At 68.1% G+C, this 24203-nt stretch carries 25 protein-coding genes; 14 read left to right on the top strand and 11 right to left on the bottom strand.

Features of this window, described 5'->3' with window-relative positions; translation table 11 throughout:
• The first annotated feature begins 3 nt into the window (after positions 1 to 3).
• From ilvA to M9945_RS15690, 9 genes are all read left to right on the top strand, one after another.
• Positions 4 to 1272 carry a threonine ammonia-lyase IlvA gene (gene ilvA / locus M9945_RS15650; protein ID WP_367945342.1) on the top strand — a complete coding sequence of 423 codons (1269 nt, stop codon included), beginning with the start codon at positions 4 to 6 and terminating at the stop codon, positions 1270 to 1272.
• A gap of 22 nt (positions 1273 to 1294) precedes the next feature.
• Complete coding sequence (locus M9945_RS15655; RefSeq protein WP_367945343.1) at positions 1295 to 1840, top strand: DUF1697 domain-containing protein; 546 nt, start codon at positions 1295 to 1297, stop codon at positions 1838 to 1840.
• A gap of 274 nt (positions 1841 to 2114) precedes the next feature.
• A complete protein-coding gene (locus tag M9945_RS15660) occupies positions 2115 to 3557 on the top strand; it encodes a DEAD/DEAH box helicase (protein ID WP_367945344.1) in 1443 nt (480 codons plus the stop codon).
• A 279-nt stretch (positions 3558 to 3836) separates the two neighbouring features.
• Positions 3837 to 5033, top strand: a complete 1197-nt coding sequence (locus M9945_RS15665) for an MFS transporter (protein ID WP_367945345.1) — start codon at positions 3837 to 3839, stop codon at positions 5031 to 5033.
• Positions 5034 to 5121: 88 nt separating this feature from the next.
• Positions 5122 to 6156: a cysteine synthase A gene (locus tag M9945_RS15670; RefSeq protein ID WP_367945346.1), complete on the top strand. Its 1035-nt coding sequence runs from the start codon at positions 5122 to 5124 to the stop codon at positions 6154 to 6156.
• Positions 6156 to 6911 carry an alanyl-tRNA editing protein gene (locus M9945_RS15675; protein WP_367945347.1) on the top strand — a complete coding sequence of 252 codons (756 nt, stop codon included), beginning with the start codon at positions 6156 to 6158 and terminating at the stop codon, positions 6909 to 6911. Before M9945_RS15670 ends, M9945_RS15675 begins: the two co-directional genes overlap by 1 nt.
• Positions 6908 to 7759 (top strand): 3-mercaptopyruvate sulfurtransferase, encoded by an 852-nt coding sequence (gene sseA, locus M9945_RS15680; RefSeq protein ID WP_367945348.1) that lies wholly within the window; start codon positions 6908 to 6910, stop codon positions 7757 to 7759. The genes M9945_RS15675 and sseA overlap by 4 nt, the downstream gene beginning before the upstream one ends.
• Positions 7752 to 8312 carry a GNAT family N-acetyltransferase gene (locus tag M9945_RS15685; protein ID WP_367931099.1) on the top strand — a complete coding sequence of 187 codons (561 nt, stop codon included), beginning with the start codon at positions 7752 to 7754 and terminating at the stop codon, positions 8310 to 8312. The genes sseA and M9945_RS15685 overlap by 8 nt, the downstream gene beginning before the upstream one ends.
• A gap of 270 nt (positions 8313 to 8582) precedes the next feature.
• The gene (locus tag M9945_RS15690) at positions 8583 to 9062 is read left to right on the top strand and encodes an OmpA family protein (protein WP_367945598.1); all 480 of its coding nucleotides are present in this window, start codon (positions 8583 to 8585) and stop codon (positions 9060 to 9062) included.
• A gap of 171 nt (positions 9063 to 9233) precedes the next feature.
• Here M9945_RS15690 and M9945_RS15695 read toward each other — a convergent pair whose 3' ends face one another.
• From M9945_RS15695 to M9945_RS15705, 3 genes are all read right to left on the bottom strand, one after another.
• Positions 9234 to 9707 carry an Lrp/AsnC family transcriptional regulator gene (locus M9945_RS15695; RefSeq protein ID WP_367931098.1) on the bottom strand — a complete coding sequence of 158 codons (474 nt, stop codon included), beginning with the start codon at positions 9705 to 9707 and terminating at the stop codon, positions 9234 to 9236.
• 102 nt (positions 9708 to 9809) lie between these two features.
• The gene (locus M9945_RS15700; protein ID WP_367945349.1) at positions 9810 to 11024 is read right to left on the bottom strand and encodes a mechanosensitive ion channel family protein; all 1215 of its coding nucleotides are present in this window, start codon (positions 11022 to 11024) and stop codon (positions 9810 to 9812) included.
• A gap of 188 nt (positions 11025 to 11212) precedes the next feature.
• Entirely contained in the window at positions 11213 to 12157 is a 945-nt protein-coding gene (locus tag M9945_RS15705) for a nicotinate-nucleotide--dimethylbenzimidazole phosphoribosyltransferase (protein WP_367945350.1), read from the bottom strand.
• A gap of 205 nt (positions 12158 to 12362) precedes the next feature.
• Here M9945_RS15705 and M9945_RS15710 point away from each other — a divergent pair, with 205 nt between their 5' ends.
• Complete coding sequence (locus M9945_RS15710) at positions 12363 to 12596, top strand: DUF1289 domain-containing protein (protein WP_367945351.1); 234 nt, start codon at positions 12363 to 12365, stop codon at positions 12594 to 12596.
• A gap of 336 nt (positions 12597 to 12932) precedes the next feature.
• Here M9945_RS15710 and M9945_RS15715 read toward each other — a convergent pair whose 3' ends face one another.
• The 7 genes from M9945_RS15715 to M9945_RS15745 form a co-directional block, all read right to left on the bottom strand.
• Positions 12933 to 13406: a MaoC family dehydratase gene (locus tag M9945_RS15715; protein ID WP_367945352.1), complete on the bottom strand. Its 474-nt coding sequence runs from the start codon at positions 13404 to 13406 to the stop codon at positions 12933 to 12935.
• Entirely contained in the window at positions 13403 to 13864 is a 462-nt protein-coding gene (locus tag M9945_RS15720; protein ID WP_367945353.1) for a MaoC family dehydratase, read from the bottom strand. The genes M9945_RS15715 and M9945_RS15720 overlap by 4 nt, the downstream gene beginning before the upstream one ends.
• Positions 13865 to 13972: 108 nt before the next feature.
• The gene (gene ychF / locus M9945_RS15725) at positions 13973 to 15076 is read right to left on the bottom strand and encodes a redox-regulated ATPase YchF (RefSeq protein ID WP_367945354.1); all 1104 of its coding nucleotides are present in this window, start codon (positions 15074 to 15076) and stop codon (positions 13973 to 13975) included.
• Positions 15077 to 15154: 78 nt separating this feature from the next.
• Positions 15155 to 15745 (bottom strand): exopolysaccharide biosynthesis protein, encoded by a 591-nt coding sequence (locus M9945_RS15730; protein WP_367945355.1) that lies wholly within the window; start codon positions 15743 to 15745, stop codon positions 15155 to 15157.
• Between the two features lie 82 nt (positions 15746 to 15827).
• Complete coding sequence (pth, locus tag M9945_RS15735; RefSeq protein WP_367931090.1) at positions 15828 to 16550, bottom strand: aminoacyl-tRNA hydrolase; 723 nt, start codon at positions 16548 to 16550, stop codon at positions 15828 to 15830.
• 25 nt (positions 16551 to 16575) lie between these two features.
• Positions 16576 to 17190: a 50S ribosomal protein L25/general stress protein Ctc gene (locus tag M9945_RS15740; protein WP_367945356.1), complete on the bottom strand. Its 615-nt coding sequence runs from the start codon at positions 17188 to 17190 to the stop codon at positions 16576 to 16578.
• Positions 17191 to 17349: 159 nt separating this feature from the next.
• Positions 17350 to 18561, bottom strand: a complete 1212-nt coding sequence (locus M9945_RS15745) for an MFS transporter (protein WP_367945357.1) — start codon at positions 18559 to 18561, stop codon at positions 17350 to 17352.
• Between the two features lie 200 nt (positions 18562 to 18761).
• On the opposite strand from M9945_RS15745, the gene M9945_RS15750 reads away from it, so the two are divergent.
• Together M9945_RS15750 and M9945_RS15755 are read left to right on the top strand one after the other, a co-directional pair.
• Positions 18762 to 19634, top strand: a complete 873-nt coding sequence (locus tag M9945_RS15750; RefSeq protein ID WP_367930651.1) for a helix-turn-helix transcriptional regulator — start codon at positions 18762 to 18764, stop codon at positions 19632 to 19634.
• A 143-nt stretch (positions 19635 to 19777) separates the two neighbouring features.
• On the top strand, positions 19778 to 21355 hold the full coding sequence (locus tag M9945_RS15755) for an ABC-F family ATP-binding cassette domain-containing protein (RefSeq protein WP_367945358.1): 1578 nt from the start codon (positions 19778 to 19780) through the stop codon (positions 21353 to 21355).
• Between the two features lie 18 nt (positions 21356 to 21373).
• Here M9945_RS15755 and M9945_RS15760 read toward each other — a convergent pair whose 3' ends face one another.
• A complete protein-coding gene (locus M9945_RS15760; RefSeq protein WP_367930653.1) occupies positions 21374 to 21844 on the bottom strand; it encodes an Lrp/AsnC family transcriptional regulator in 471 nt (156 codons plus the stop codon).
• A 246-nt stretch (positions 21845 to 22090) separates the two neighbouring features.
• Here M9945_RS15760 and trxB point away from each other — a divergent pair, with 246 nt between their 5' ends.
• Both trxB and M9945_RS15770 read left to right on the top strand, forming a co-directional pair.
• Positions 22091 to 23065, top strand: a complete 975-nt coding sequence (gene trxB / locus M9945_RS15765; RefSeq protein WP_367945359.1) for a thioredoxin-disulfide reductase — start codon at positions 22091 to 22093, stop codon at positions 23063 to 23065.
• A 146-nt stretch (positions 23066 to 23211) separates the two neighbouring features.
• Positions 23212 to 24108, top strand: coding sequence for a LysR family transcriptional regulator (locus tag M9945_RS15770; RefSeq protein WP_367945360.1), 897 nt, complete (start codon positions 23212 to 23214; stop codon positions 24106 to 24108).
• The last annotated feature ends 95 nt before the right edge of the window (positions 24109 to 24203 follow it).

Below are 24203 nucleotides of genomic sequence, written 5' to 3' on the forward strand. Positions count from 1 at the left end.
AGGATGGCTGCATTTCCCCGCGAAGTCGCGCGCGCGGCCGAGGCGATGCGCCCGCTGTTCGCCGAGACGCCGCTCCAGGAGAACGACTACCTTTCGCGCAAGACCGGCGCGCGGGTGTTCCTCAAGCGCGAGGACCTGACGCCGGTGCGCTCCTACAAGATCAGGGGCGCGTTCAACTTCTTCCGCAAGGCGCTGGCTTCCGGGGCCAAGGGGGACGGAGGCGCGGAGGTTTTCGTCTGCGCCTCGGCGGGCAATCATGCGCAGGGCTTCGCCTTCGTCTGCCGCCAGCTCGGCCGCAAGGGCGTCGTGTTCATGCCGGTGACGACGCCGCAGCAGAAGATCGACAAGACGCGGATGTTCGGCGGCGAGGCGGTCGAGATCCGCCTCGTCGGCGACTTCTTCGACGATTGCTACCGCGCCGCGCTCGATTTCGCCGCGCAGAGCGGCGGGCTGATGGTGCCGCCCTTCGACCACAAGGACATCGTCGAGGGGCAGGCGACGATCGCGCACGAGATCGCGGCCCAGCTTCGCGAGGGCGTCGTGCCGGACCTGATGATCCTTCCCGTCGGCGGCGGCGGGCTCTCGGCCGGCGTCACGCGCTATCTCGCCGAGACGGGGGCTGCGACGCGCTTCGCCTTCGCCGAGCCGTCCGGCGCGCCGAGCCTGAGAAGCAGCCTCGAGGCCGGCCGGCGGGTCAGGCTCGACAAGGTCGACAATTTCGTCGACGGGGCGGCCGTCGCCGAGATCGGCAAGGAGAATTTCCGCCTGCTGAAACATTTCGAGGCCGGGCAGGTGCGGCTCATCCCCGAAAACCGCCTCTGCGCCACCATGATCGAGATGCTGAACGTCGAGGGCATCGTGCTGGAGCCGGCCGGCGCGCTCGCCATCGACGCGCTCAAGGACTTTTCGCGCAAGGAGCTGAAGGGCAAGGTCGTGGTGCTCGTCATTTCCGGCGGCAATTTCGATTTCGAGCGCCTGCCCGACGTCAAGGAGCGGGCGCTGCGCTTCGAGGGCTTCAAGAAATACTTCATCTTCCGCTTCCCGCAGCGGCCGGGCGCGCTGCGCGATTTCCTGTCGCTGCTCGGGCCGGACGACGACATCGCCCGCTTCGAATATTTGAAGAAATCGGCGCGCAATTTCGGCTCGGTGCTGATCGGCATCGAGACGAAGGACGCAAGGAATTTCGACGTGCTGCGCAAGCGGTTCGAGGAAGCGGGCTGGGCCTATCAGGACATCACCGACAACGAGACGCTGGCTGGTTTCATCATCTGAGCCGAGGCTGTATGCTCGGGCGATGAGCGATGGCACGGCCTATATCGTCCTGTTCCGCGGCGTCGGCGGCAAGACCCAGCTTCCCGTCGCGCGTCTGCGCGAGACGCTGACGGCGGCCGGCTTCGACAATGTCGCTACCTATATCAACAGCGGCAACGCGGTGCTGAAGAGCGCGCTGTCGCGCGGCGAGGTTGCTTCCCGCGTCGCGGAGGTGTGCGCCCGCGACTTCGCCTTCGACAAGGACGTTCACGTGGCGACCCGGGCCGAGTGGCGGGCGCTGATCGCCGCCAACCCGTTCCCTGAGGCCGTCGAGACGCCGACCTTTCTTCACGCCGCCCTGCTGGCGGATGCACCGGAGCCGGCGCGGGTCGAGGCGCTGCGCGCGCTCGCCGCCGGCGGCGAGGACATCGCGATCGTCGGCACGGTCGCCTATCTCCACACGCCGCACGGCTTCGGCACGTCGAAGCTGGCGGCGAAGTTCGACAAGGGCATCGGCGTCGCCAACACCGCGCGCAATTGGAACACGGTGCTGAAGCTCGACGAACTGGCCGCCGCGGCCGACGTTTGACGCGAACTTTACTGCATCGCACAAATTCAGGTTGCTTTTGCCGGCCGTCTGTACCATATGCGGCTGCATGAGGCGCATGGGCCGGCATGTCCGGCTTTCCCGAAGGGACTGGTTGCGTCCACCCGCAGCATGAAGCGCGCGGGCGCGACAGCGCAGCCGAGCGGAACGCCGAGCGTTCCACCGCCTTGTCGTCAGAATAGAGATTTTATGCGGCGGGTTGCGCCCCGCCGCGCCAACGATGCGGACGCGCCATGCGCGACTTCGCAGGAAAGACATGACTTTGACTTTTGAAAATACCGATTCCACTGCCGGCATGTCGTCCGGCTTCGCCGCGCTCGGGCTTTCGGGCGCGATGCTCAAGGCGACGCAGAACGCCGGCTTCACCGAGCCGAAGCCGATCCAGGTGCAGGCGATCCCGCCGCAGCTCGAGGGGCGCGACATTCTCGGCATCGCCCAGACCGGCTCCGGCAAGACCGCGGCCTTCAGCCTGCCGATCCTCGCCGCCATCGTCGGCCTCGGCACCAAGCGCAAGCCGCGCACGGCGCGGGCGCTGATCCTCGCCCCGACGCGTGAGCTCGCCGTGCAGATCGAGGAGACGATCCGGGTGCTTGCGCAGGGGCTGCACATCTCGACCGCGATCGTCCTCGGCGGCGTGTCGCGCGGCTCGCAGGTCCGGCGCATCGCGCCCGGCGTCGACATCCTGATCGCCACGCCCGGCCGGCTGACCGACCTCGTGCGCGAGGGCGACCTTACGCTCGCCGAGACACGCTGGCTCGTCCTCGACGAGGCCGACCGCATGCTCGACATGGGCTTCATCAACGACGTGCGCCGCATCGCCCGCGCCACCCATCCCGAGCGCCGCACGGCGCTGTTCTCGGCGACCATGCCGGTCGAGATCGAGAAGCTGGCGCGCGAGCTCCTCAAGGAGCCGGTGCGGGTCGAGGTCGCGCCGCAGGGCACGACCGCCGGCGAGATTCGCCAGAGCCTCGTCATGGCGCGGCTGAAGCAGAAGCGGAAGGTGCTGTCCGACATGCTTGCCGATCCGGCGATGTCGTCGGTCATCGTCTTCGCCCGTACCAAGCACGGCGCCGACCGCGTCGCGCGCGATCTGGAGCGCGACGGCTTCGAGGCCGCCGTCATCCATGGCAACAAGTCGCAGAACGCGCGCCAGAAGGCGCTGAACGGCTTTCGCGAGGGCAAGGTGCGCATCCTCGTCGCCACCGACATCGCCGCGCGCGGCATCGACGTGCCGGGCATCAGCCATGTCGTCAATTTCGACCTGCCGGACGAGGCCGAGAGCTACGTCCACCGGATCGGCCGCACCGGGCGCAACGGGGCCGACGGCATCGCGGTCACGCTGTGCGCACCGGACGAGGCCGCGAAGCTGCGCCAGGTCGAGCGCATCATCCGCATGAAGCTGCCGGTCGCGGCGAGCGTGCTCGACCAGCCGGACCCCGCGCCGGCGAAGGGCGCCGCCGCGCCCCGCGATGCCGAGGGCGATGCCGGCAGGCCGCGCCACATGCCGGGCAGGACCCCGCGCGGGGTGCAGCCCCAGCGCGACGGCAAGCCGGGGCAGGGCAAGCCGTTCCAGAAGCGTCCCGGCGGCGGCAGGCCGTTCGGTGCGGAGGACGGCGCGAAGCCCGCGGGCGCCAAGCCGGCGCAGAAGCGGCCGTTCCGCAGCAAGCGCCGGCCGGCTCGCGGCCGGGCCGCCGCCTGACGCCCACCATACCGGGCCGCCTTCCGCGAGGAAGGCGGCCTTTTTCCTGTCCGGACAGCCGTTCGGTCCGGCCGCGTTCGAGCGGCCGCAAATGCTCCAAAGGACAGCAGGGCTGGCCCAATTGCCGCGGGCGGCGCGATGGTCTAAGCCCGTCCGGTCGGCCTCGGCCGTTCACGGAACCGCGCGGCCCGCGCCGCGCCATGGAACACCCTGCCGCCGGGTCGCCGTCGACCCCGACCGCATGGCCGCCCATGGAACAATGAGACGGGAAACGTCATCATGGCCGGACTGGCGGCGCTTACTCTGGCCTACATGCTGTCGCAGTTCTACCGCGCCTTCCTCGCGGTTCTCGCGCCGGTGCTGGCCATCGATCTGGGCGCGGCAAAGACCGACCTCTCGATGGCCTCCGGCGCGTGGTTCGCCGCCTTCGCGCTGTCGCAGTTCCTCGTCGGCATCTGGCTCGACCGCCACGGCCCGAAGCGCACGGCGGGCCTGCTTCTCGGCATCTGCGGCGGCGGCGGCGCGTTCCTGTTCGCGTTCGCCACCCAGCCGTGGATGATCGTCGCCGCCATGGCGCTGATCGGCATCGGCTGCGCGCCGGTGCTGATGGCCTCGATGTTCATCTTCGCTCATACGTGGTCGCCGGCGCGGCTCGCGGTGCTGACCTCGTGGCTGATCGGACTCGGCTCGCTCGGCAACGTCATCGGCGCGTCGCCGCTGGCTGCGGCGGCAGAGGCTTTCGGCTGGCGGCCGGTCATCGCCGGCCTCGGCGTGGTGACGCTGCTGATCGCCGGGGCGATCCTGTTCTTCGTCCGCGATCCCGAGCAGGCGAAGGGCGGCGGCGTCTCGAGCGGCTTTTCCGGCTATGTCGAGCTGATGCGCCTCAAGGCTCTGTGGCCGGTCCTGCCGCTGGTCGCGATGAATTACGTGCCGTCGGGCGGCATACGCGGCCTGTGGGCCGGCCCCTATCTCGCCGACGTCTATGGCGCCGATGCGCTGGCCATCGGCCAGGCGACGCTGTTCATGGCGCTGGCCATGTCCGTCGGCAGCTTCGTCTACGGCCCGCTCGACACCTTCTTCCGCACCCGCAAATGGGTCGCCTTCGCCGGCAACGCCCTGCTGTGTGCTGCGCTCGTCCTGCTGGCGCTAGACCCGGCGCCGGGCATCGGCATCTCGACGACGCTCCTTGTCGTCATCGGCCTCTCCGGCGCCAGCTTCGGCCTGCTGATGGCGCATGGGCGCGCCTTCTGCCCGCCGCACCTGACCGGGCGCGGCATCACGCTGCTCAATTTCTTCTCCATCGGCGCGGTCGGCCTGATGCAGTTCGCCTCCGGCGCGGTGGTGTCGACGGCGACGGTGCCCGGCGATCCGGCGGCCGCCTATGCCGCGCTCTACTGGTTCTATGCGGCGGCGCTCGCGCTCTCGCTGGTCATCTATCTGTGTGCGCGCGACGCGAGGCCCGAACACAGGGGCTGAGATAACGGTGCGTGAGGGAAAATCCGTCCTTGAAAGCGGGACCCGCGGTTTCTAGTTTCGCGCATTCGGCAAAAGAAGGAACAGCCCCATGGCCGCTTCGGTTCTCGATGTCATCGGCAACACGCCGCTGATCCGTCTCAGGCGCGCGTCCGAGGAAACGGGGTGCGAGATCCTCGGCAAGGCCGAGTTCATGAATCCCGGCCAGTCGGTCAAGGACCGCGCGGGCCTGTTCATCATCCGCGACGCCGAGAAGAAGGGGCTGCTCGCGCCCGGCGGCGTGATCGTCGAGGGCACGGCCGGCAACACCGGCATCGGCCTGACGGTGGTGGCCAAGGCGCTGGGCTACCGCACGGTGATCGTGATCCCGCAGACGCAGAGCCAGGAGAAGAAGGACGCGCTCCGGCTCCTCGGCGCGGAGCTGATCGAGGTCCCGGCGGTTCCCTACCGCAATCCCAACAACTACGTGAAGGTGTCCGGCCGGCTGGCCGAGCAGCTTGCGAGGACGGAAGCCGCCGGCGCGATCTGGGCCAACCAGTTCGACAACGTCGCCAATCGCGACGGGCACATCGTCACCACCGCGCAGGAGATCTGGCGGCAGACGGACGGCAGGATAGACGGCTTCGTTTCCGCGGTCGGCACCGGCGGCACGCTCGCCGGCATCGCCGCGGGCCTTCGCGAGCACAATGCTGCCGTCAAGATCGGCCTTGCCGACCCGCTGGGCGCGGCGCTGTACAGCTATTACACTGAAGGAGAGCTGAAGGCCGAGGGCGAGTCGATCACCGAGGGCATCGGGCAGGGGCGCATCACCGCCAATCTCGAAGGGTTCACGCCCGATTTCTCGTGGCAAGTCCCCGACGCCGAGGCCCTGCCGATCATCTTCGACCTTGTGCAGGAGGAGGGGCTGTGCCTCGGCGGCTCGACCGGCATCAACATCGCCGGCGCGATCCGTCTCGCCCGCGAGCTCGGCCCCGGCCACACCATCGTCACCATTCTGGCCGACTACGGCACCCGCTACCAGTCGAAGCTGTTCAATCCGTCCTTCCTGCGCGGCAAGGGCCTGCCGGTGCCGGGATGGCTGGAGACGGAGAACACGATTTCGGTTCCCTACGAGGAGAGTGCATAATGGCGTTCGCGACGGAGGCGCTGTTTCGCGACAACGCCTATCTGAAGTCGGCCGAAGCGACGGTGATCGCCGTCGACGAGCGGGGAATTTTCCTCGACCGGACCGTCTTCTACGCCACGTCCGGCGGCCAGCCGGGCGACACGGGCACTCTTCTGCGCGCCGACGGATCGCGGATCGCCATTGCCGGCACGGTGACGGGGGAGACCAAGAACGAGATCGTCCACAAGCCGGCCGAGGGCGCGGCGCGGCCCGAGGTCGGCGAGACGGTGACGGCCGAGATCGACTGGGAGCGGCGGATGAAGCTGATGCGCATGCATGCGGCCTGCCACCTGCTCACCGTCGCCTGCCCCTATCCGATCACCGGCGCGGCGGTGGGCGAGGAGGAATCGCGCGTCGATTTCGACATTCCCGACGCCGGCGTGACGCGCGAGGGCGTCAGCGAGGCGCTGATGGCGCTGGTGCGCGCCGACCATCCCATCTTCACCAAATGGATCACCGACGAGGACCTCGCGGCCAATCCCTCGCTGGTCAAGTCGAAGAACGTCCGCCCCCCGGTGGGCTCGGGGCGCATCCGCCTCGTCTGCATCGGCGACGAGGGGGCGGTCGACACCCAGCCCTGCGGCGGCACGCATGTCGCCTCGACGGCCGAGATCGGGCAGATCCATATCGGCAAGATCGAGAAGAAGGGCCGCGAGAACCGCCGCTTCCGCATCCGTTTCGGCCCGCTGCCTTCGAGCCAGGAGAACCCGTCATGAGCCAGACAAGCCCCTTCGTGGTTTCCGCCGACTGGCTTCAGGAGCGGCTGGACAAGCCCGGCCTGTCGATCGTCGACGGCGCGTGGTATCTGCCGGCGCAGGGGCGCGACGCGCGCGCCGAGTATCAGGCGGCGCATATTCCCGGCGCGGTGTTCTTCGACCACGACAAGGTGGTCGAGCCGGGCTCGAACCTGCCGCACACGCTGCCTTCGCCGAGGCTGTTCGCCCAGTCCGCCTCGTCCATGGGCATCGACGAGAAGGACGAGATCGTCGTCTATGACGGGCCGGGCTTCTTCTCCGCGCCGCGCGTGTGGTGGATGTTCCGCCTGATGGGCGCGGACAAGGTCTATGTGCTCGACGGCGGGCTCGACCGCTGGCGGCGCGAGGGCCGGCCGGTGACGGCCGAGACGACGAAGATCGCCTCCTGCTTCTTCGAGGCCGATTGCGATCCGGCCAAGGTCGTCTCCCTGGCCGAGATGCAGGAGATCGTGGCCGAAGGCGCGGCCCAGATCGCCGACGCGCGGCCGGCCGGCCGCTTCGCCGGCACGGACCCCGAGCCGCGTCCCGGCATGCGCAGCGGCCACATGCCCGGCGCGCGCAACGTGCCGGCCGCCTCGCTGTCGCGCGAGGGCAGCCTGCTGCCGGTCGATGAGCTTCGCGCCACGCTGGAGGCGGCGGGGCTCGACCTGTCGCGGCCGGTCGTCACCTCCTGCGGCTCTGGCGTCACGGCGGCGGTGATCTCGCTGGCCCTCGCCTCGGTCGGCCACGAGGACAACCGGCTTTACGACGGCTCGTGGAGCGAGTGGGGCGCGCGCGCCGACACGCCCATCGTCACCGGCAATGACTGAGACACCGGCCGGCGCCGGGGTGGAGATCGGCCCGGACGGGATGCTTCTCGCCCGCGCCACCCATCTCGAAATGCTGGCGCCGCCGCCGGCGCGGGTACCGATGCCGCTCGGGCACGCGCTTGCGGTGCTGCGGGTCAAGGAGATGCCGCTCGCCTTCTATCGCTATCTCTACGCTGAGGTCGGCAAGGCCAGCCACTGGGAAAAGCACCGCAATCTCGACGACAGGGCGCTGTCGGCGATCGTCCATGACGAGAGCGTCGAAATCCGCGTTCTTTACGTCGACGGCGCGCCGGCGGGCTTCTTCGAGCTCGATCTCGCCCGTCTGCCGGCGGAGGCCGAGATCCGCTATTTCGGCCTGACGCCGGATTTCCAGGGCAGGGGGCTGGCCCGGTTCTTCCTGTCGGAGGCGGTGTTCGCGGCCTTCGCCCATGCGCCGGACCGGCTGACGATCCAGACCTGCACGCTCGACAATCCGCGCGCCCTCCAGCTCTACCAGCGCATCGGCTTCTCGCCCTATGCGTGGTCGCAGGAATGGGTGACGCCCTGGCTGTAGCGGCCGTTCGCCGCGCATTAGGGATTATGAACGCCGGACAACAGCCCGTTCAGCCTGGTTTCAGGCGGCCGATGCCATTGTCGCCGCAACGAGTTAGCCTGAGTTCTTCCGAAGGAGACGCCCCCGATGTTCCGCCATCTTCTCATCGCCACCACCGCCCTTTCCGTCCTCCTGCCGACCGTCGCCTCGGCGCAGATGCGCGAGCAGAATCGCGATCGCGTCATCGAGCGGCAGGAGCCGCGGCGTCCGGGACGCGAAGCGCCGCGCGAGATGCCGTCGTCGGACCGCATCCTGCGCCAGCTCGAGGCCGCGCCGACGACCCGCATCGCGCCGCAGCGCCGGGTGACGGTGCAGGAATTCAAGCGCCGGCCGGACCTGCGCCGCGCCGCGCCGTCGATCGAGATCCAGTCGATCAACTTCGAGTTCGGCTCGGCCGAGATTCCCTACTCGCAGTACCGCAAGGTCGAGCAGATCGCCAATGCGCTGAAGCGCCTGATCTCGCGCCGCCCGGGCACGCGCATTCTGATCGAGGGCCATACCGACGCGGTCGGCTCGGACGCCTCGAACCTCGCGCTGTCCGAGCGCCGGGCGGCCTCGCTGAAGCGCGTCCTGGTGCGCGAGTTCGGCATCCCCTCGCGGGCGCTGGAGACGGTCGGCTACGGCGAGGCCTATCTTCTCGTGCCGACGCAGTACGAAAGCTGGGAGAACCGGCGCGTCACGCTGCGTCGCGTCGACGAATTCCTTCGTTGACGCAACGGAAAGTTTGGGGTTGCCACTTCAAACTTTCCCGGAACGTGCTAATCTAATGGCAGACACCTGCGCGGACAAAAGCCCCCCTCCGTTCGCGCGGCCTCCCGACCCGCCGGTTGCCCCCCAATCGGCGGGTCGTGGCGTTTCTAGCCGCTTTTTTTGCTTCCGACGTCAGGCCATGTCCGGCTTCAGGCCGACATGGGTGCGGTCGACCACCTCGCGCAGCGCGAAGGACGAGTTGATCTTGATGACGTGCGGCATGGCGGTCAGCCATTCCTTGTGGATGCGCTCGTAGTCCTCGAGATCGCGCGCGGCGATGCGCAGGATGTAGTCGTACTCGCCCGACATCAGGTGGCACGACAGGACGTTCGGGCAGCGTTTCACCGCCGCCTCGAAATCGGCCAGCGTCTTGCCGAACTGGCCCGACAGCGAGATGTGGACGATGGCGGTCATGCCGTGGCCGAGCGCGGCGTTGGACAGCCGCGCGTGATAGCCGCGCACCACGCCCTCCTTCTCCAGGCTGTCGAGCCGGCGCGAGCACGCCGACTGCGAAAGCCCGACCTTCTCGGCGAGGGCCGCGTTGGAGATGCGGCCGTCCTTCTGAAGGGCCTCGAGGATGGCGATGTCGATCCTGTCAAGCGACATGGGTCAGGATTCCTTTTGCGAAACGCAAACCTACGCAAGAACGTTCGGTTTATGAAGCCGGATGGCGGGTTTTGTGCAAGCATTCCCGCAAATCGCCGCCGGCTACGCTCGTGCCGCTTCGGGAGAGACCGCTGAGGACAGGGCCTGACGCCAGTCGGCGCCGCCCGGGTTCTGGAATACGCTGAGGTCGAATTCCGGCAGGATCGCGTAGAGATGGTCGAATATGTCGGCCTGGATCCCTTCATAGGCCGCCCAGGCGGTGGTGTTGGTGAAGCAGTAGATCTCCAGCGGCAGGCCGTCCGGGCCGGGCGGCAGTTGCCGGACCATGATCGTCATGCCCTGATGGACGCCGGGATGGCTGCGCACATAGTTTTCGACATAGGCGCGGAACGTGCCGATATTGGTGGTGCGGCGGGTGTTGGCCGGCACCTTCGCCCGTTCGCCGAGCCCGTCGTTCCACGCGGCCAGCTCCGTGCGCTTGTTCTTCAGGTAGGTTTCGAGCGGGGCGAGCGCGCCCAGCCGCTCGTGGTCCTCCGGGGTCAGGAAGCGGATGCTGTTCTGGTCGAGCAGGATCGCGCGCTTGATGCGCCGGCCGCCCGATTCCTGCATGCTGCGCCAGTTCTTGAACGGCTCCGTCACGAGCTTGCGGATCGGCACCGTGGTCACGGTCTTGTCCCAGTTCTGCACCTTGACCGTGTGCAGCGCGATCTCGATCACGTCGCCGTCGGCGTTCTGGCCGGGCATCTCGATCCAGTCGCCGACGCGCACCATGTCGGTCGAGGAGATCTGGATGCCGGCGACGAGCGACAGAAGCGTGTCCTGGAACACCAGGATCAGCACCGCCGCCATCGCGCCGAGGCCGGACAGGAGGATGAGCGGCGAGCGGTCGATGAGCGTCGCGATCATCAGCAGCGCGGCGACGACGTAGACCACGATCTTGACGACCTGGACATAGCCCTTGATCGGCTTCAGCCGCGCTTCCGGCCGCCGGTGATAGATGGTGTCGACGATGTTGAAGGCGGCGCTGATCGCCATCGCCACGGTCAGGATCATGAAGGCGTTGGCGACGTTCTTCACCACCACGACGACGAAGGCCGGCAGGTTGGGGACGAGCGCGATGCCGGTGGCGATGACCAGCGCCGGCACGACATTGGCCAGGCGCTCGATGAAGCCGTGGCGGCGCAGTTCGGGGTCGCGGCCGTATGGCGTATAGGCAAGCATCTTGTTGAGGACACGCAGAAGAAGCGCCTTGACGACGAAATTGGCAAACAGCGCGGCAAGAACAAGTGCGGCCGTTGCCGCGACGGTCGCAATCATCGGGTGCTGCGTCGCAAGTTCGGATAATGTCGGGATCGTTCCATCCTCTTCGATATTGATTGCCGGGTGGGGGAAGACAGGCGCAATGGCCCGCCGACCCCGAATGTGGCCTTTCGGGCGCGCGGGATCAACCGTTGCCGGACGTGAAAATGACTTTGGCGGTGAAGGAGGTCGCGGGTTACCCCGCGCTATTCGGGGCGCAGCGCCATGCCGGAATGCGTCAGGGCCGCGTTCTTGACGATGCCCGCGGCGAGGGCCGCGCCCGCGCCTTCGCCGTCGCCGAGGGAAAGGTCGAGGAGCGGCCGGAGGCCGAGAACGGCGGCCGCCCTGGCCATGCCGGGCTCGCGCGAGACGTGGCCGAGCAGGCAATGGTCGATGGCGGCGGGCTCGGCCGCCTTGAGCACGGCGGCGGCCGCGAGGCTCGCATAGCCATCGAGGATGACCGGGATCTTCTCCATCCGCGCGGCGAGGATCGCGCCGGCGATGGCGGCGAGCTCGCGCCCGCCGAGCCGGCGCAGCGCCTCGAGCGGGTCCTTCAGGTTGCCGCCATGATGGGCCAGCGCCCGCTCGACCCCGGCCGCGTGCGCCTCCGTCCAGTCGGAGGCGGGGCCGCCATGCAGCGCCGCCATCAGCGCTGCGGCCGAAAACGCGCCGCCGACGCCGATGGCGCCGACGCAGACGAGGTCGATGCCGCCGGCGACCGCTTCCATGCCGAAGGCCATGGTGGCGGCGCAGCCGCGCTCGTCGAGCGCCGGTTCCTCGGCGATGTTGCCGACCGGCATGTGCAGCGCGAGATCGAAGATCTTGAGGCCGAGATCGTTGGCGGCGCAGAGCTGGCAGACCATGGCGCCGCCCGCCGCCGCATGCTCGACCATGGCCTGCGTTTCCTCGCGCGAGCCGGCGATGCCGCGATGGGTGCCGGCGAACAGCGCGACCAGCGGCCGCAGCACCTGCGGGTCGCGCCCGGTCCAGGCCGCCAGCCACTCGGCGACGGCGCCGAGACGGCCGAGCGTCGGCCCCTGCGCCGAGAGTTTCGCGCTGCGCTCGGCGGCGCGGGTGCGCGCCGCCTCGTTCGGGCCGGGCAGGGCCTTGAGCAGATTGCGGAAATCGTCGAAGGGAAGGCCGGTGGTCATGGCAAATCCACTGTGGCAGGTCCGGCACGGCAGGCCGGGGAGGGCGGGCTCGGTCGGGAGAATTCCGGCGGGAAACCGACCCTCGACGCCATAGCGCCTTGAAAGATGAAGCACAATGCGAAAGGCTTGGGCGCGACATTGACGCTCCGGCAACTGCCGGCGGAACGCGGCGGACATCGCCGGAGAACGGCACGACGAAGAAACCATGACGGCGATCGAATCCCCCTGCATCCTCGTCTGCTCGATGGACATCAAGACCGGCTACTGCTTCGGCTGCGGGCGCACGCGCGAGGAGATCGCGGCGTGGATCGGGATGACGCCGCAGGCGCGGCGGGCGGTGATGGAGGAGCTGCCGGCGCGGCTGTCGACCATCGAGCGCAAGCCGCGCCGCGAAACGCGGCGAAGGCTGATCGCCCGCACCCGCGCCGGCGAGAGCTGAGGCCGCCTGATGCGGCGAGGGCAGAGCGCAGCGACCCCTTCGCGGGCCATGCATCCCCGTGCATCATATCCTGCACATCGGCTGTGCCTGCCGACGCGCCCGCCTCATCCCATTTGGGAGTATGCGCAAAATGAATAGATAGCTATGAATAGAAAGCATTGTGCATCCGCCCCTCCGGTCGGATCACGCTGCACGAATGCGGTTTGTTTCGGGATCGCATAGTCTTGCCGCCTGACCGGTGGCCCCCGGTCAGGCGGTCTTTCGCTGAAATGGAAATCGCCGGTGCCGCGCGCTGCGCGGGCCTTCTTCGCGCGGGTGTGCGCCGGCCGTCGGCGCTCAGCCGGTCTTGACCAGAACCGCGCTTTCGAACTCCAGCACCTTGTCGCCGGTCGAGTCGAACGCCTCGCAGGCCATGGTCAGGATGCGCCAGCCCGGCCGCGTCGCCAGCGCGCGGTGGCCGGTGGCCCGCCGGGTGAAGGTGACCGTCTCGTCGACATAGACCGGCTTCAGCCAGCGCAGCTTCTCGAAGCCGGGCGAGGGGCCGAACTGCGGCCGCGGGCCGGGGCCGTCCCACGGCGTCTCGCCGACGTCCTCGCGGTGCTGGAGGTTGTATTTCATCCATGTCGAGGCGGTGTGCCAGCCCGAGGCGCACAGGCGGCCGAACAGCGTGCCCTTCGCCGCCTCCTCGTCGACATGGAAGGGCTGGGGATCGAACTTGCGGGCGTAGGTCTTGATCTCCTCGGCCCCGAAGGTGTGCGCGCCGAGCGTGATGGTCTCGCCGATGCGGAAAAACTCGTCGAGCGTGGTCATGCGGCGGCTCCGCGCGCGAGGAACATGCCGGAATTCTGCATCTCGAGCACCGTTTCGCCGCGCTGGTTGACGATACTGTAGCGCACGGTGACGAAGCCGAGGCCGGGGCGCGAGGAGGACGCGCGGGTGGCGACGACCGTGCTCGCGGCCTTCAGCGTATCGCCGGCGAGGACGGGCTTCTTCCAGCGCAGATAGTCGATGCCCGGCGCGCCCTGCGAGGTGGAATCGAGCAGGAAGGCGTCGCACATCATCCGCATCAGCATCGAGCAGGTGTGCCAGCCCGACGCCGACAGCCCGCCGAGCAGGCTGGCCTTGCCGGCCTCCTCGTCGAGATGCATCGGCTGGAAGTCGAACTCGCGGGCGAACTCGACGATCTCGGCCGCCGTCACATGCTTCTCGCCGAGGTCTATCGTCATCCCGGGATGGAAGTCCTCGAACGCCCATTTCTTCGCGGTCATGCGGCAATCCTGTTCAATCTTGAACAACCAGTGTGCCGGGTTCGGCCGGGCGGCGCAACGTCCTTCTTGCGGGGCAGGGATGGTCCAGCCATTGGGAGCAAATGCGCGTCAGGTGTTGAATCGGAACAGCAGCACGTCGCCGTCCTGAACCACATATTCCTTGCCTTCGTCGCGGGCCTTGCCGGCCTCCTTGGCCGGGGTCTCGCCGCCCAGAGTCACGTAGTCGTCGAAGGCGATGGTCTGGGCGCGGATGAAGCCGCGCTCGAAGTCGCTGTGGATGACGCCGGCGGCCTGCGGGGCCTTGGTGCCCTTCTCGATGGTCCAGGCGCGAGTTTCCTTGGGGCCGGCGGTGAAATAGGTGATGAGGTTCAAGAGCGTGTAGCCGGCGCGGATCAGCCGGTCGAGGCCGGGCTCGGTCAGGCCCATGGCGTCGAGATATTCCTTCGCCTCCTCGTCGGGAAGCTGTGCGACCTCGGCCTCGATGGCTGCGGAGATGACGACGGTGCCGGCGCCCTGCGACCGCGCCATCGTCTCGACGGCCTTCGTATGCTCGTTGCCTTCGGCCGCGTCCTCCTCGGCGACGTTGCAGACGTAGAGGACCGGCTTCGAGGTCAGGAGGTTGAGGCCGTTCAGGAGCTTCAGGTCCTCGGCCGCGATGCCGTCCAGCATCATGCGCACGGGCTTGCCGTCCTGGAGCAGCGCCAGCGCCTGTTCCATCACCGGCAGGACGGTCATCGATTCCTTGTCCTTGCCGGTGGCGCGCTTGCGCGTCTGGACGATGCGGCGCTCGAGGCTTTCGAGGTCGGACAGCATCAGCTCGGTCTCGACCGTCTCGGCGTCGGCCACAGGGTCGATGCGGCCCTCGACATGGGTGATGTCGTCGTTCTCGAAGCAGCGCAGCACGTGGACGATGGCGTCGACCTCGCGGATGTTGGCGAGGAACTGGTTGCCCAGCCCTTCGCCCTTCGAGGCGCCGCGCACGAGGCCGGCGATGTCGACGAAGGAGATGCGGGTCGGGATGATCTCCTTCGAGCCGGCGATGGCCGCGATGCGGGTCATGCGGCTGTCGGGCACCGCCACCTCGCCGGTGTTCGGCTCTATGGTGCAGAACGGGTAGTTGGCCGCCTGCGCGGCGGCCGTCCGCGTCAGCGCGTTGAAGAGCGTGGATTTGCCGACGTTGGGAAGCCCAACGATGCCGCACTTGAAGCCCATGATGGATGGTCCTGTCGGGAAAGGGAAACGTGGCAAGGGCTATGGGCGATAGCGGTCGCCATCGTCAACCCCCGACGCTCACGTCACGACGCTCCACAGGAGCCATGACGCGCCGGCCAGCACGCCGAGGCCGGCGAGGGCCAGCAATCCGTCGCGGGCGAGCATCGCCAGCGTGAACAGCGCGATGGCCGAGGCGATGATCGTGGCCGACATCGGCACCAGCTCGAAGAACGGGATCACCAGCGCCAGCGCGAGGCACAAGGCGGCCCACAGCCGCGTCAGCGGCGGCTCGACGAGGAGCGTCAGGCGCTTGCCGGTCAGCCGGTCGATGAGCTGCGCCGGCTTGCCGAACCAGCGGACGGTCCGGTCGATGTTGCGGCTGGAGATGCTGAGGCGCAGGATGAAGCCGGGCAGCCACAGGCTCTCGCGGCCGAGCGCCATCTGCAGGGCGATCGTCGCGATGATCAGGCCGCAGAGCGTCGCCACGCCGAAGATCGCGCTCAGCGGCGAGATGATGGCGAGCGCCGGCACCAGCATCAGCGGCGGGAAGGCGCCGTCGCCGATGCGGTGGACGATGTCGGCCACCGATGCCCGGCGCACGCCGTTGCCGGCGTTCTCGACACATTCGAGCACGTCCTGCACCGACTCGGGTTCGCAGTCCTTGTCCATGGCGAAGGATGGACGTTCCGGCGGGCGTTTGGTTCCCTCGCCGGAGATCAAACCCGGTTGCAGGCCCGGTTGGGAGGCGATCTCAGTCCTTGCCGCCGAGCAGCTTGCGCAGCATGGCGGCCATCGGCCCGCCTTCCGGTATCTCGACCTTCGGCGTCTTCGGGCGGGCCTGGCGGATGTGGCTCTGGCCCTTCGGCGCGGGCTTTTCCGGCTTCGGCTCCGATGCCGCCGTGTCCGGGCCGCGCACGGCGAGGCTCACCTTGTTCATGAAGCCGTTGTCGTCGCCGGCGACGAGCTTGTCGGCATTGTCGGCGATCGCCTCGAGCAGCGGCTCGAGCCATTCGCGATCCGCCTTGGCGAAGTCGCCCAGCACATGATGCGTCACCATCTCCTTGACGCCGGGATGGCCGATGCCGATGCGTACGCGTCGGTAGTCCTTGCCGCAATGGGCGTCGATGGAGCGGATGCCGTTGTGGCCACCGGCGCCGCCACCCGTCTTCACCCGCACCTTGCCGGGCGCGAGGTCGAGCTCGTCGTAGAGGACGATCAGGTCGGAAGGGGAGAGCTTGTGGAAGCGCATCGCCTCGCCGACCGACTGGCCGGACAGGTTCATGAAGGTCTGCGGCTTGATGAGCAGCGCCTTCTCGGCCCCGATGCGGCCTTCGGCGATCAGGCCCTGGAACTTTCGCGACCAGGGGGAAAACGAATGGCGGCGGGCTATCGCGTCCGCCGCCATGAAGCCGACATTGTGCCGGTGGTTCTCGTATTTCGGGCCGGGATTGCCGAGGCCTGCGATCAGCAGCATGACGGACGGCTCCCGGCGGACGCGACTATTCCTCGCCTTCTTCCGCCGCCGCTTCGCTTTCCTCGCTCTTGAGGCCAGCCGGTGCGGCGATGGTGGCGATGGTGAAGTCGCGGTCGGTGATGGTCGGCTTTACATCCTTCGGCAGCTTGACCGCCGAGATGTGGATGGAATCGCCGAGATCGGTGCCGGCGAGGTCGACCTCGATGAAATCGGGGATCGCGTTGGCCGGGACGTGGGCCTCGATCTCGTGGCGCACGACGTTGAGCACGCCGCCGCGCTTGATGCCGGCCGACTTCTCCTCGTTGACGAAGTGAACCGGGATCTGGACCGTGACCAGCGTGTTGGCGCTGACGCGCAGGAAGTCGACATGGACCGGGAAGTCGCGGACCGGGTCGAGCTGGTATTCCTTCGGCAGGACCTGGATCTTCTTGCCGTCGACGTCGATCGTGGCGATGGTGGTCATGAAGCCGCCGCCGTGGATCTTGTAGTAGACGTCCTTGTAGCCCAGCGCGATGGCGAGCGGGGGCTGCTTGTCGCCGTAGATGACGGCGGGCACCTTGCCGTTGCGGCGCAGTTCGCGGGCGGACCCCTTACCGACCCTGTCGCGCGCCTCGGCCTTGAGCTCGTAAGACTGGCTCATGGCATTTCCTTTCGTTCAAGTTGCTGGAGCGTTCGCGAACCCGGTCCGCAAACGTCGAAAGCGGCTTCATGAGCCGCTTCCCGCCGCGTTGCCTCCAAGGGTGTCTACGCGGGTGGCGGTCCTATAGCCGAAGCGGCCGGATCGCGCAACCGCATGTGCCTACCGGGCCTGGCGCAATTCCTTGCGGCTCGGCAGCAGGATGGTGAGCAGGCCGATGGCCGGCAGGAACGAGCAGACGGCATAGACCCATTCGATGCCGTTGATGTCGGCGAGCACGCCGAGCACGGCGGCGGCGATGCCACCCATGCCGAAGGCGAAGCCGAAGAAGATGCCGGCGATCATGCCGACGCGGCCCGGCACCAGCTCCTGCGCGAAGACGACGATGGCCGGGAAGGCGGAGGCCATGACCACGCCGATGACGAAGGAAAGCACGCCGCTCCAGAACAGGTCGGCATAGGGCAGGAGGAGCGTGAAGGGCAGCACGCCGAGGATCGAGAACCAGATCACGGTGCGCGAGCCGAAGCGGTCGCCGATCGGCCCGCCGAGCACGGTGCCGAGCGCCATCGCGCCGAGGAACAGGAACAGCATCACCTGCGAGTATTGGACGCTGACGCCGAACTTCTCGATCAGGAAGAAGGTGTAGTAGCTCGAAATGCTCGCCGTGTAGATGTTCTTGGAGAAGACCAGCAGCGCCAGCACGACAAGCGCGGTGACGATGCGGCCGCGCGGCAGGGCGACGGTGAGCGGGCCGCCGCCGCGCCCGGCACTGGCGGCGCTGGCGCGGGCGTACCAGGCGCCGACGCGGTTCAGGATCAGCATGCCGGCAAGCGCGATCACCGCGAACCACGCCACGCTCGACTGGCCGCGCGGCACGACGATGAAGGCGGCCAGCAGCGGGCCGATGGCCGAGCCGAAATTGCCGCCGACCTGGAACAGCGACTGCGCCAGCCCGTAGCGGCCGCCCGACGCCATGCGCGCCACGCGCGACGCCTCGGGATGGAAGATGGCCGAGCCGATGCCGATCAGCCCCGCGCCGACGAGGAGGAGGGCGTAGCTGCCGGCGAAGGCGAGGAGGAAGAGGCCCGCCATGCTCAGTGCCATGCCGACGGGCAGCGATTGCGGCATCGGCCGCTTGTCGGTGTAGAGGCCGACGGCCGGCTGCAGCAGCGAGGCCGTGACCTGGAAGGTGAAGGTCAGGAGGCCGATCTGCCAGAAATCGAGCGCGTGGTCCTCCTTGAGCATCGGGTAGATCGCCGAGATCAGCGACTGCAGCACGTCGTTGAGCATGTGGCACAGGCTCACGGCGAGGATGATGGGGAAGACGGTCGCCTGGGCGGCCGGGCGCGCCGCGCCTGCGGTCGTGTCGGTCAAGGTCGGGATCCTCGATGATGTTGGCCGATGCCTGGATCGTCTCGCGAAAACCGCGGAACGATCTGTCTCTTTGCTTTTCCGCAATGGCGGACGGAAAGATGCGTCACGCTTTTCCTGCACTTGCTCTAGGCCGGTTGAGGGCCGCCGTCCTTTGTGGTTTGGTCGATTTTCTTCGCAAGTGGGCCAAGGTTCGACAGAAGATGCACAAGTTCGAGGCACAGGCGCAGCCGGCGGCGGGCGACGAGGCGGAGTTGCGCCGCAACCTCGACTTCATCGAGGCGGCTTCGGCGGACGTCATCGCCGTGTCCAACGACTATCCGGACGGGCACGAGGTCGCGGCGCACAGCCATAGCCGCGCCCAGCTTCTTTACCCGTTTCGCGGCAGCGTGATGATCTCGACCGGGCAGGGGCGGTGGATGGTGCCGCCGGGCCATGCGATGTGGATTCCGGCCGGCGTCGAGCACGCCGTCGAGATGATCGGCCTCGTGCGCATGCGCTCGGCCTATGTCCGCGCCGGCATCAAGCGGGACCTGCCGGAGAGCCTGCAAGTGCTGGCGGTGAGCGAGCTGATGCGCAGCCTGATCGTCGAGGCGGTACAGCCGGCTGCCAAGGGAGAGCAGGGCGGCGATGACCCCGACAGGAGGGAGGCGATCATGCGGCTCATCCTCATCGAGATCCCGCGCCTCCACGAGCGGCCGTTCGCGCTGCCGTTCCCGGCCGATCCGCGGCTTGTCAGGCTGTGCCGGGAGTTCGTGGCCGCGCCCTCGGCGGCGGTGAGGATCGACCATTGGGCGAACAGAGCCGGAATGAGCCGGCGCTCGTTCACCCGCGCCTTCCAGCGCGAGACCGGGGTGAGCCTTTCGGTGTGGCGGCGTCAGGCCACCCTGCTCGCCGCCCTGCCGCTTCTGGCGCGGGGCGCGAGCGTGACGGAGGTGGCGCTCGACCTCGGCTACGAAAGCGCGCCCGCCTTCACGACGATGTTCCGCCGCATGCTCGGCGTCGCGCCGCGCACCTATCTGCGGCAGGGCGGGCGCGGCCGGCCCTTTCCTCTCGCGGGCGGGCAACCTATATAGCTGGCTGAACCGGCATTTTTTTGCATGTCCTCGTCCCGAAACCGGGTTCCACGTTCGGGGGACATGCATGAGGGAGCGACCCACGATGAACGATGCAGCACGCGCGCTTTTTGCCTGCCACGCATCGTTTTTCATGGTGTCCCATGCCCGTTCTTTCCATCCACGACCTTTCCTTCCGGCTGCCTGACGGCCGCACGCTCTTTTCAGGCCTCGACCTTTCCTTCGGCCGCGAGCGCACCGGCCTCGTCGGGCGCAACGGCGTCGGCAAGTCGTCGCTGCTGGCGATCCTCGTCGGCTCTTTGCTGCCGTCTTCCGGCACCGTCCGGCGTGACGGCCGCATCGCGCTGATGCGCCAGATGGCGGACACGGCCGAGGGCGAGACGGTGGCCGACCTTCTCGGCGCGACGGAGGCGCTCGACCTGCTCGCGCGCATCGAGGCGGGCGAGGCGGCGGCCGACGAGATCGCCGAGGCCGACTGGACGCTTACGGTGCGCGTCGACAAGGCGCTCGCCGAGGCCGGGCTGGCAGGCATCGCGCCGTCGCGGCCGCTGTCGACCCTGAGCGGCGGCCAGCGCACGCGCGCGGCGCTCGCCGCGCTGGCCTTCTCCGCACCCGACCTGATCCTGATGGACGAGCCGAGCAACAATCTCGACGCCGAAGGCCGCGCCATGCTCAACGCCTTTCTCGACGGCTGGAAGGGCGGGGCGGTGGTGGTGAGCCACGACCGGGCGCTTCTGAACCGGATGGACCGAATCGTCGAGCTGTCGCCGCGCGGCGCGCGCACCTATGGTGGCGGCTTCGACGCCTATCGGGAGAGGAAGGCCGCGGAACAGGACGCGGCCGCGCAGGCGCTGAGTGCTGCCGAGCGCGAGGCGAGGCAGGCCGTCCGCGCCGCGCAGCAGGCGCGCGAGCGGCAGGCGCGGCGCGACGGCGTGGCGCGCCGGGGCAGGGCGACGAGCTCTGACCCCAAGATCCTGCTCGACGCGCGGCAGGAGCGCGCCGAGGCGACGGGGGGGCGGTCCAGCCGGCTCGCCGCACGCATGGAGGCCGAGGCGCAAGGTGCGCTCGCCCGCAGCCGCGAGGGCGTGGAGCGCACCGTCCCGTTCACCGCCGGCATGGCGGCGGCCGCAGTGCCCGCCGGCAAGCTGCTCGTCGAGGCGCGCGATCTCGCCATCGGCCACGAGGATGCGGCGCCGCTGGCGCGGGTCGATCTCGTCATCGTCGGGCCGGAGCGCGTGGCGCTCGCCGGGCCGAACGGCAGCGGCAAGTCGACGCTGCTGAAGACGATCGCGGGGTTGATCCCGCCGCGCGGCGGCTCCCTGCGTGTCGCGGGAAAGCTCGCCTATTTCGACCAGCATGTCGGCCTGCTCGACGATGACGCCACGATTCTCGACAACTATCAGCGGCTCAATCCCGGCGCGAGCGCCTTCGAATGCCGCTCGGCGCTGGCGACCTACGCCTTCCGCGCCGACGCCGCCCTGCAGGTCGTGGGAACGCTGTCCGGCGGCGAGCGCCTGCGGGCCGGGCTCGCCTGCGTTGCGGCGGGCGAGGACGCGCCGGAGCTCCTGATCCTCGACGAGCCGACCAACCATCTCGACCTCGACGCCATCGCCGAGGTGGAGGCGGGCTTGCGCGACTATGCCGGCGCGCTGCTGGTCGTCAGCCATGACGAGGCGTTTCTCGACGCCATCGGGACCGGGCGCAGGATCACGCTCGGATAGGGCAATCAGATGCCGGGGTCAGATGCCGACGAGGCCTTCGTCCTTGACCTGCCGGATGGTCAGTGCGGTGCGCACCGTGTCGACGTTCGGCGCCGAGGTCAGCTCCTCGATGACGAAGCTCTGGAAGGTGGCGAGGTCGCTGGCGACGCAGTGGAGCATGAAGTCGGATTCGCCGGAGACCATCCACGCGGCGCGCACGATCGGCCAGCCACGCGTCTTCTCGGCGAACGCCTTCAGCTCGGCGTCCGACTGGTGGTGAAGCCCGATCAGGCAGAAGGCGACGACGTCGAAGCCCAGCTGCCGGGTGTCGAGCAGGGCGCGGTAGCCGTGGATGATGCCGCTGTCCTCCAGCCGCTTGACCCGGCGAAGGCAGGGCGGGGCCGAAATCCCGACGCGCCGCGACAGCTCGACATTGGTCATCCTGCCGTTGCTCTGGAGCTCCTTGAGGATTTTCCAGTCGATGGCGTCGAGGTCAGCCTTGAAAGGCATGGGGCGGCTCCGGCGCAGCGCGAGAATCTTTCACGATCACACTTTGAAATTAGCGGATATTGCGCCCGCCTGTCCAAGGCAATCGCCGATCGCGCTTCTATCCCCAGCCTTTGCCGGGCGCTGCCTTTCATCGCCTTGCAAGGCAGGGGGGACGCCACCTAGATTAGCGCGGTTCGCCCGGCCGACAGCCGGGGCGACAATCGAGGGGTCGCGCCGCCGGGGCGCGGCAGACAGGAAGGCCAGACCATGACCGCCAGACACGCGCCCGTCCTCATCGTCGGTTCGGGGCCGGCAGGCTATACGGCCGCCATCTACGCCGCGCGCGCGATGCTGAACCCGATCCTCATCGCCGGCATGCAGCAGGGCGGCCAGCTTACCATCACCACCGATGTCGAGAACTATCCCGGCTTCGCCGAGCCGGTGCAGGGGCCGTGGCTGATGGAGCAGATGGAGCTTCAGGCGCGCAATGTCGGGGCCGAAATCGTTCACGATCTCGTGACCGAGGTGACGCTCGACCGCAGCCCGTTCCTCGTCACCACCGATTCCGGCGCCACCTATACGTGCGACGCGCTGATCATCGCCACCGGCGCGCAGGCGAAATGGCTCGGCATCCCGACCGAGGAGACCTTCATGGGCTTCGGCGTCTCGGCCTGCGCCACCTGCGACGGCTTCTTCTATCGCGGCAAGGACGTCGTCGTGGTCGGCGGCGGCAACAGCGCGGTCGAGGAGGCGCTTTACCTGTCCAATCTGGCAAAGAGCGTGACGGTGATCCACCGCCGCGGCGAGTTCCGCGCCGAGCGCATCCTTCAGGAGCGCCTGTTCCGCAAGGACAACATCAAGGTGCTGTGGGACCATGTCGTCGACGAGATCGTCGGCGCGCCGCGCAACGGGCCGACGCCGCCCTCCGTCACGGGCCTCAGGCTGCGCAACATGCGCACCGGCGAGGTAAGAGAGATGCCGACCGACGGCGTGTTCGTCGCCATCGGCCACGCACCGGCGGTCGAGCTCTTCGTCGGTAAGCTGAAGCAGAAGCCGAACGGCTATCTGTGGACGGCGGCGGATTCGACGGCGACGGACGTGCCCGGCGTGTTCGCGGCCGGCGACGTCACCGACGACGTCTACCGCCAGGCGGTGACGGCGGCCGGGATGGGCTGCATGGCGGCGCTTGAGGCCGAGCGGTACATCGCCGAGCTCGACGTGGCGCGCGAGGCGGCGCAATAATCCGCCGCTGCCATGAATTTGTCGTGCGCGCCGCATAGATGCGCACGAAACTGTCGACATTTGCCTGAACTGGAAAACCGGCGCGGCTCATCGTTCCACCGAAGCGATGCTATGCTCCGGCAAGAAGAAAAGGGGAACCGGGCGTCATGGCGCTGGACTGGGACAAGCTGCGGGTCTTTCATGCGGCGGCGGAAGCCGGCTCGTTCACCCACGCGGCCGAAACGCTGAGGCTGTCGCAGTCGGCGATCTCGCGGCAGGTGAGCGCGCTCGAGCAGGATGTCGGCATGCCGCTGTTCCATCGCCATGCGCGCGGCCTCGTCCTCACCGAGCAGGGGGAAATCCTCTACAAGACCGCGCATGAAGTCCTGATGAAGCTGGAGACGGTCAAGGCGCGGCTGACCGAGGCGAAGGACCGTCCCTCCGGCCCGTTGCGCGTCTCCACCACCGTGGGTCTCGGCTCCGGCTGGCTGACCGAGCGCGTACAGGAATTCCTCGACCTCTACCCGGAAATCCAGCTCCACCTCATCCTCGCCAACGAGGAGCTCGACCTGACCATGCGCCAGGCCGACTGCGCGATCCGGCTGCGTCAGCCGCAGCAGCCGGACCTGATCCAGCGCAAGCTGTTCACGGTTCACTTCCACCTCTTCGCCGCGCCGTCCTACATCAACAAGCATGGCAAGCCGCGCACCATCGAGGAACTGGACAAGCACCGCATCGTCACCTTCGGCGAGCAGGTGCCGCATCACCTCGCCGACATGAACTGGCTGGAGACGGCCGGGCGGCCGGAAGGCTCCAAGCGCCTCGCCACGCTTCAGATCAACAACATCATGTCGATCAAGATGGCGGTGCAGCGCGGCGCGGGCATCGCCATGCTGCCCGATTACATGGTCGACAAGGATTCGGGGCTGGTCCAGATCATGCCGGAGACCGAGGTGCCGTCCTTCGACACCTATTTCTGCTATCCCGACGCGATGAAGAACCAGGTCAAGCTGCACGTCTTCCGCGACTTCCTCATCGCCAAAGCGCGGAGCTGGGCATTCTGAGGGCATTTCCTGCCCCGCGAGGGGGCAGATGGGCGCGCCGCAAGCTATGCGCGCCTTGCATGGGTGCAATGCGAAAGACATTGCTTGAATTTTAG

Source organism: Aquamicrobium sp. (assembly GCF_023954335.1).
In the GTDB taxonomy this organism is placed as follows: domain Bacteria; phylum Pseudomonadota; class Alphaproteobacteria; order Rhizobiales; family Rhizobiaceae; genus Aerobium.

Excerpts from the sequence above, each read along its gene's own strand:
- ilvA (WP_367945342.1), top strand. The coding sequence starts at position 4 with ATGGCTGCATTTCCCCGCGAAGTCGCGCGCGCGGCCGAGGCGATGCGC.
- M9945_RS15655 (WP_367945343.1), top strand. The coding sequence starts at position 1,295 with ATGAGCGATGGCACGGCCTATATCGTCCTGTTCCGCGGCGTCGGCGGC.
- M9945_RS15660 (WP_367945344.1), top strand. The coding sequence starts at position 2,115 with ATGACTTTGACTTTTGAAAATACCGATTCCACTGCCGGCATGTCGTCC.
- M9945_RS15665 (WP_367945345.1), top strand. The coding sequence starts at position 3,837 with ATGGCCGGACTGGCGGCGCTTACTCTGGCCTACATGCTGTCGCAGTTC.
- M9945_RS15670 (WP_367945346.1), top strand. The coding sequence starts at position 5,122 with ATGGCCGCTTCGGTTCTCGATGTCATCGGCAACACGCCGCTGATCCGT.
- M9945_RS15675 (WP_367945347.1), top strand. The coding sequence starts at position 6,156 with ATGGCGTTCGCGACGGAGGCGCTGTTTCGCGACAACGCCTATCTGAAG.
- sseA (WP_367945348.1), top strand. The coding sequence starts at position 6,908 with ATGAGCCAGACAAGCCCCTTCGTGGTTTCCGCCGACTGGCTTCAGGAG.
- M9945_RS15685 (WP_367931099.1), top strand. The coding sequence starts at position 7,752 with ATGACTGAGACACCGGCCGGCGCCGGGGTGGAGATCGGCCCGGACGGG.
- M9945_RS15690 (WP_367945598.1), top strand. The coding sequence starts at position 8,583 with ATGCCGTCGTCGGACCGCATCCTGCGCCAGCTCGAGGCCGCGCCGACG.
- M9945_RS15695 (WP_367931098.1), bottom strand. The coding sequence starts at position 9,707 with ATGTCGCTTGACAGGATCGACATCGCCATCCTCGAGGCCCTTCAGAAG.
- M9945_RS15700 (WP_367945349.1), bottom strand. The coding sequence starts at position 11,024 with ATGATTGCGACCGTCGCGGCAACGGCCGCACTTGTTCTTGCCGCGCTG.
- M9945_RS15705 (WP_367945350.1), bottom strand. The coding sequence starts at position 12,157 with ATGACCACCGGCCTTCCCTTCGACGATTTCCGCAATCTGCTCAAGGCC.
- M9945_RS15710 (WP_367945351.1), top strand. The coding sequence starts at position 12,363 with ATGACGGCGATCGAATCCCCCTGCATCCTCGTCTGCTCGATGGACATC.
- M9945_RS15715 (WP_367945352.1), bottom strand. The coding sequence starts at position 13,406 with ATGACCACGCTCGACGAGTTTTTCCGCATCGGCGAGACCATCACGCTC.
- M9945_RS15720 (WP_367945353.1), bottom strand. The coding sequence starts at position 13,864 with ATGACCGCGAAGAAATGGGCGTTCGAGGACTTCCATCCCGGGATGACG.
- ychF (WP_367945354.1), bottom strand. The coding sequence starts at position 15,076 with ATGGGCTTCAAGTGCGGCATCGTTGGGCTTCCCAACGTCGGCAAATCC.
- M9945_RS15730 (WP_367945355.1), bottom strand. The coding sequence starts at position 15,745 with ATGGACAAGGACTGCGAACCCGAGTCGGTGCAGGACGTGCTCGAATGT.
- pth (WP_367931090.1), bottom strand. The coding sequence starts at position 16,550 with ATGCTGCTGATCGCAGGCCTCGGCAATCCCGGCCCGAAATACGAGAAC.
- M9945_RS15740 (WP_367945356.1), bottom strand. The coding sequence starts at position 17,190 with ATGAGCCAGTCTTACGAGCTCAAGGCCGAGGCGCGCGACAGGGTCGGT.
- M9945_RS15750 (WP_367930651.1), top strand. The coding sequence starts at position 18,762 with ATGCACAAGTTCGAGGCACAGGCGCAGCCGGCGGCGGGCGACGAGGCG.
- M9945_RS15755 (WP_367945358.1), top strand. The coding sequence starts at position 19,778 with ATGCCCGTTCTTTCCATCCACGACCTTTCCTTCCGGCTGCCTGACGGC.
- M9945_RS15760 (WP_367930653.1), bottom strand. The coding sequence starts at position 21,844 with ATGCCTTTCAAGGCTGACCTCGACGCCATCGACTGGAAAATCCTCAAG.
- trxB (WP_367945359.1), top strand. The coding sequence starts at position 22,091 with ATGACCGCCAGACACGCGCCCGTCCTCATCGTCGGTTCGGGGCCGGCA.
- M9945_RS15770 (WP_367945360.1), top strand. The coding sequence starts at position 23,212 with ATGGCGCTGGACTGGGACAAGCTGCGGGTCTTTCATGCGGCGGCGGAA.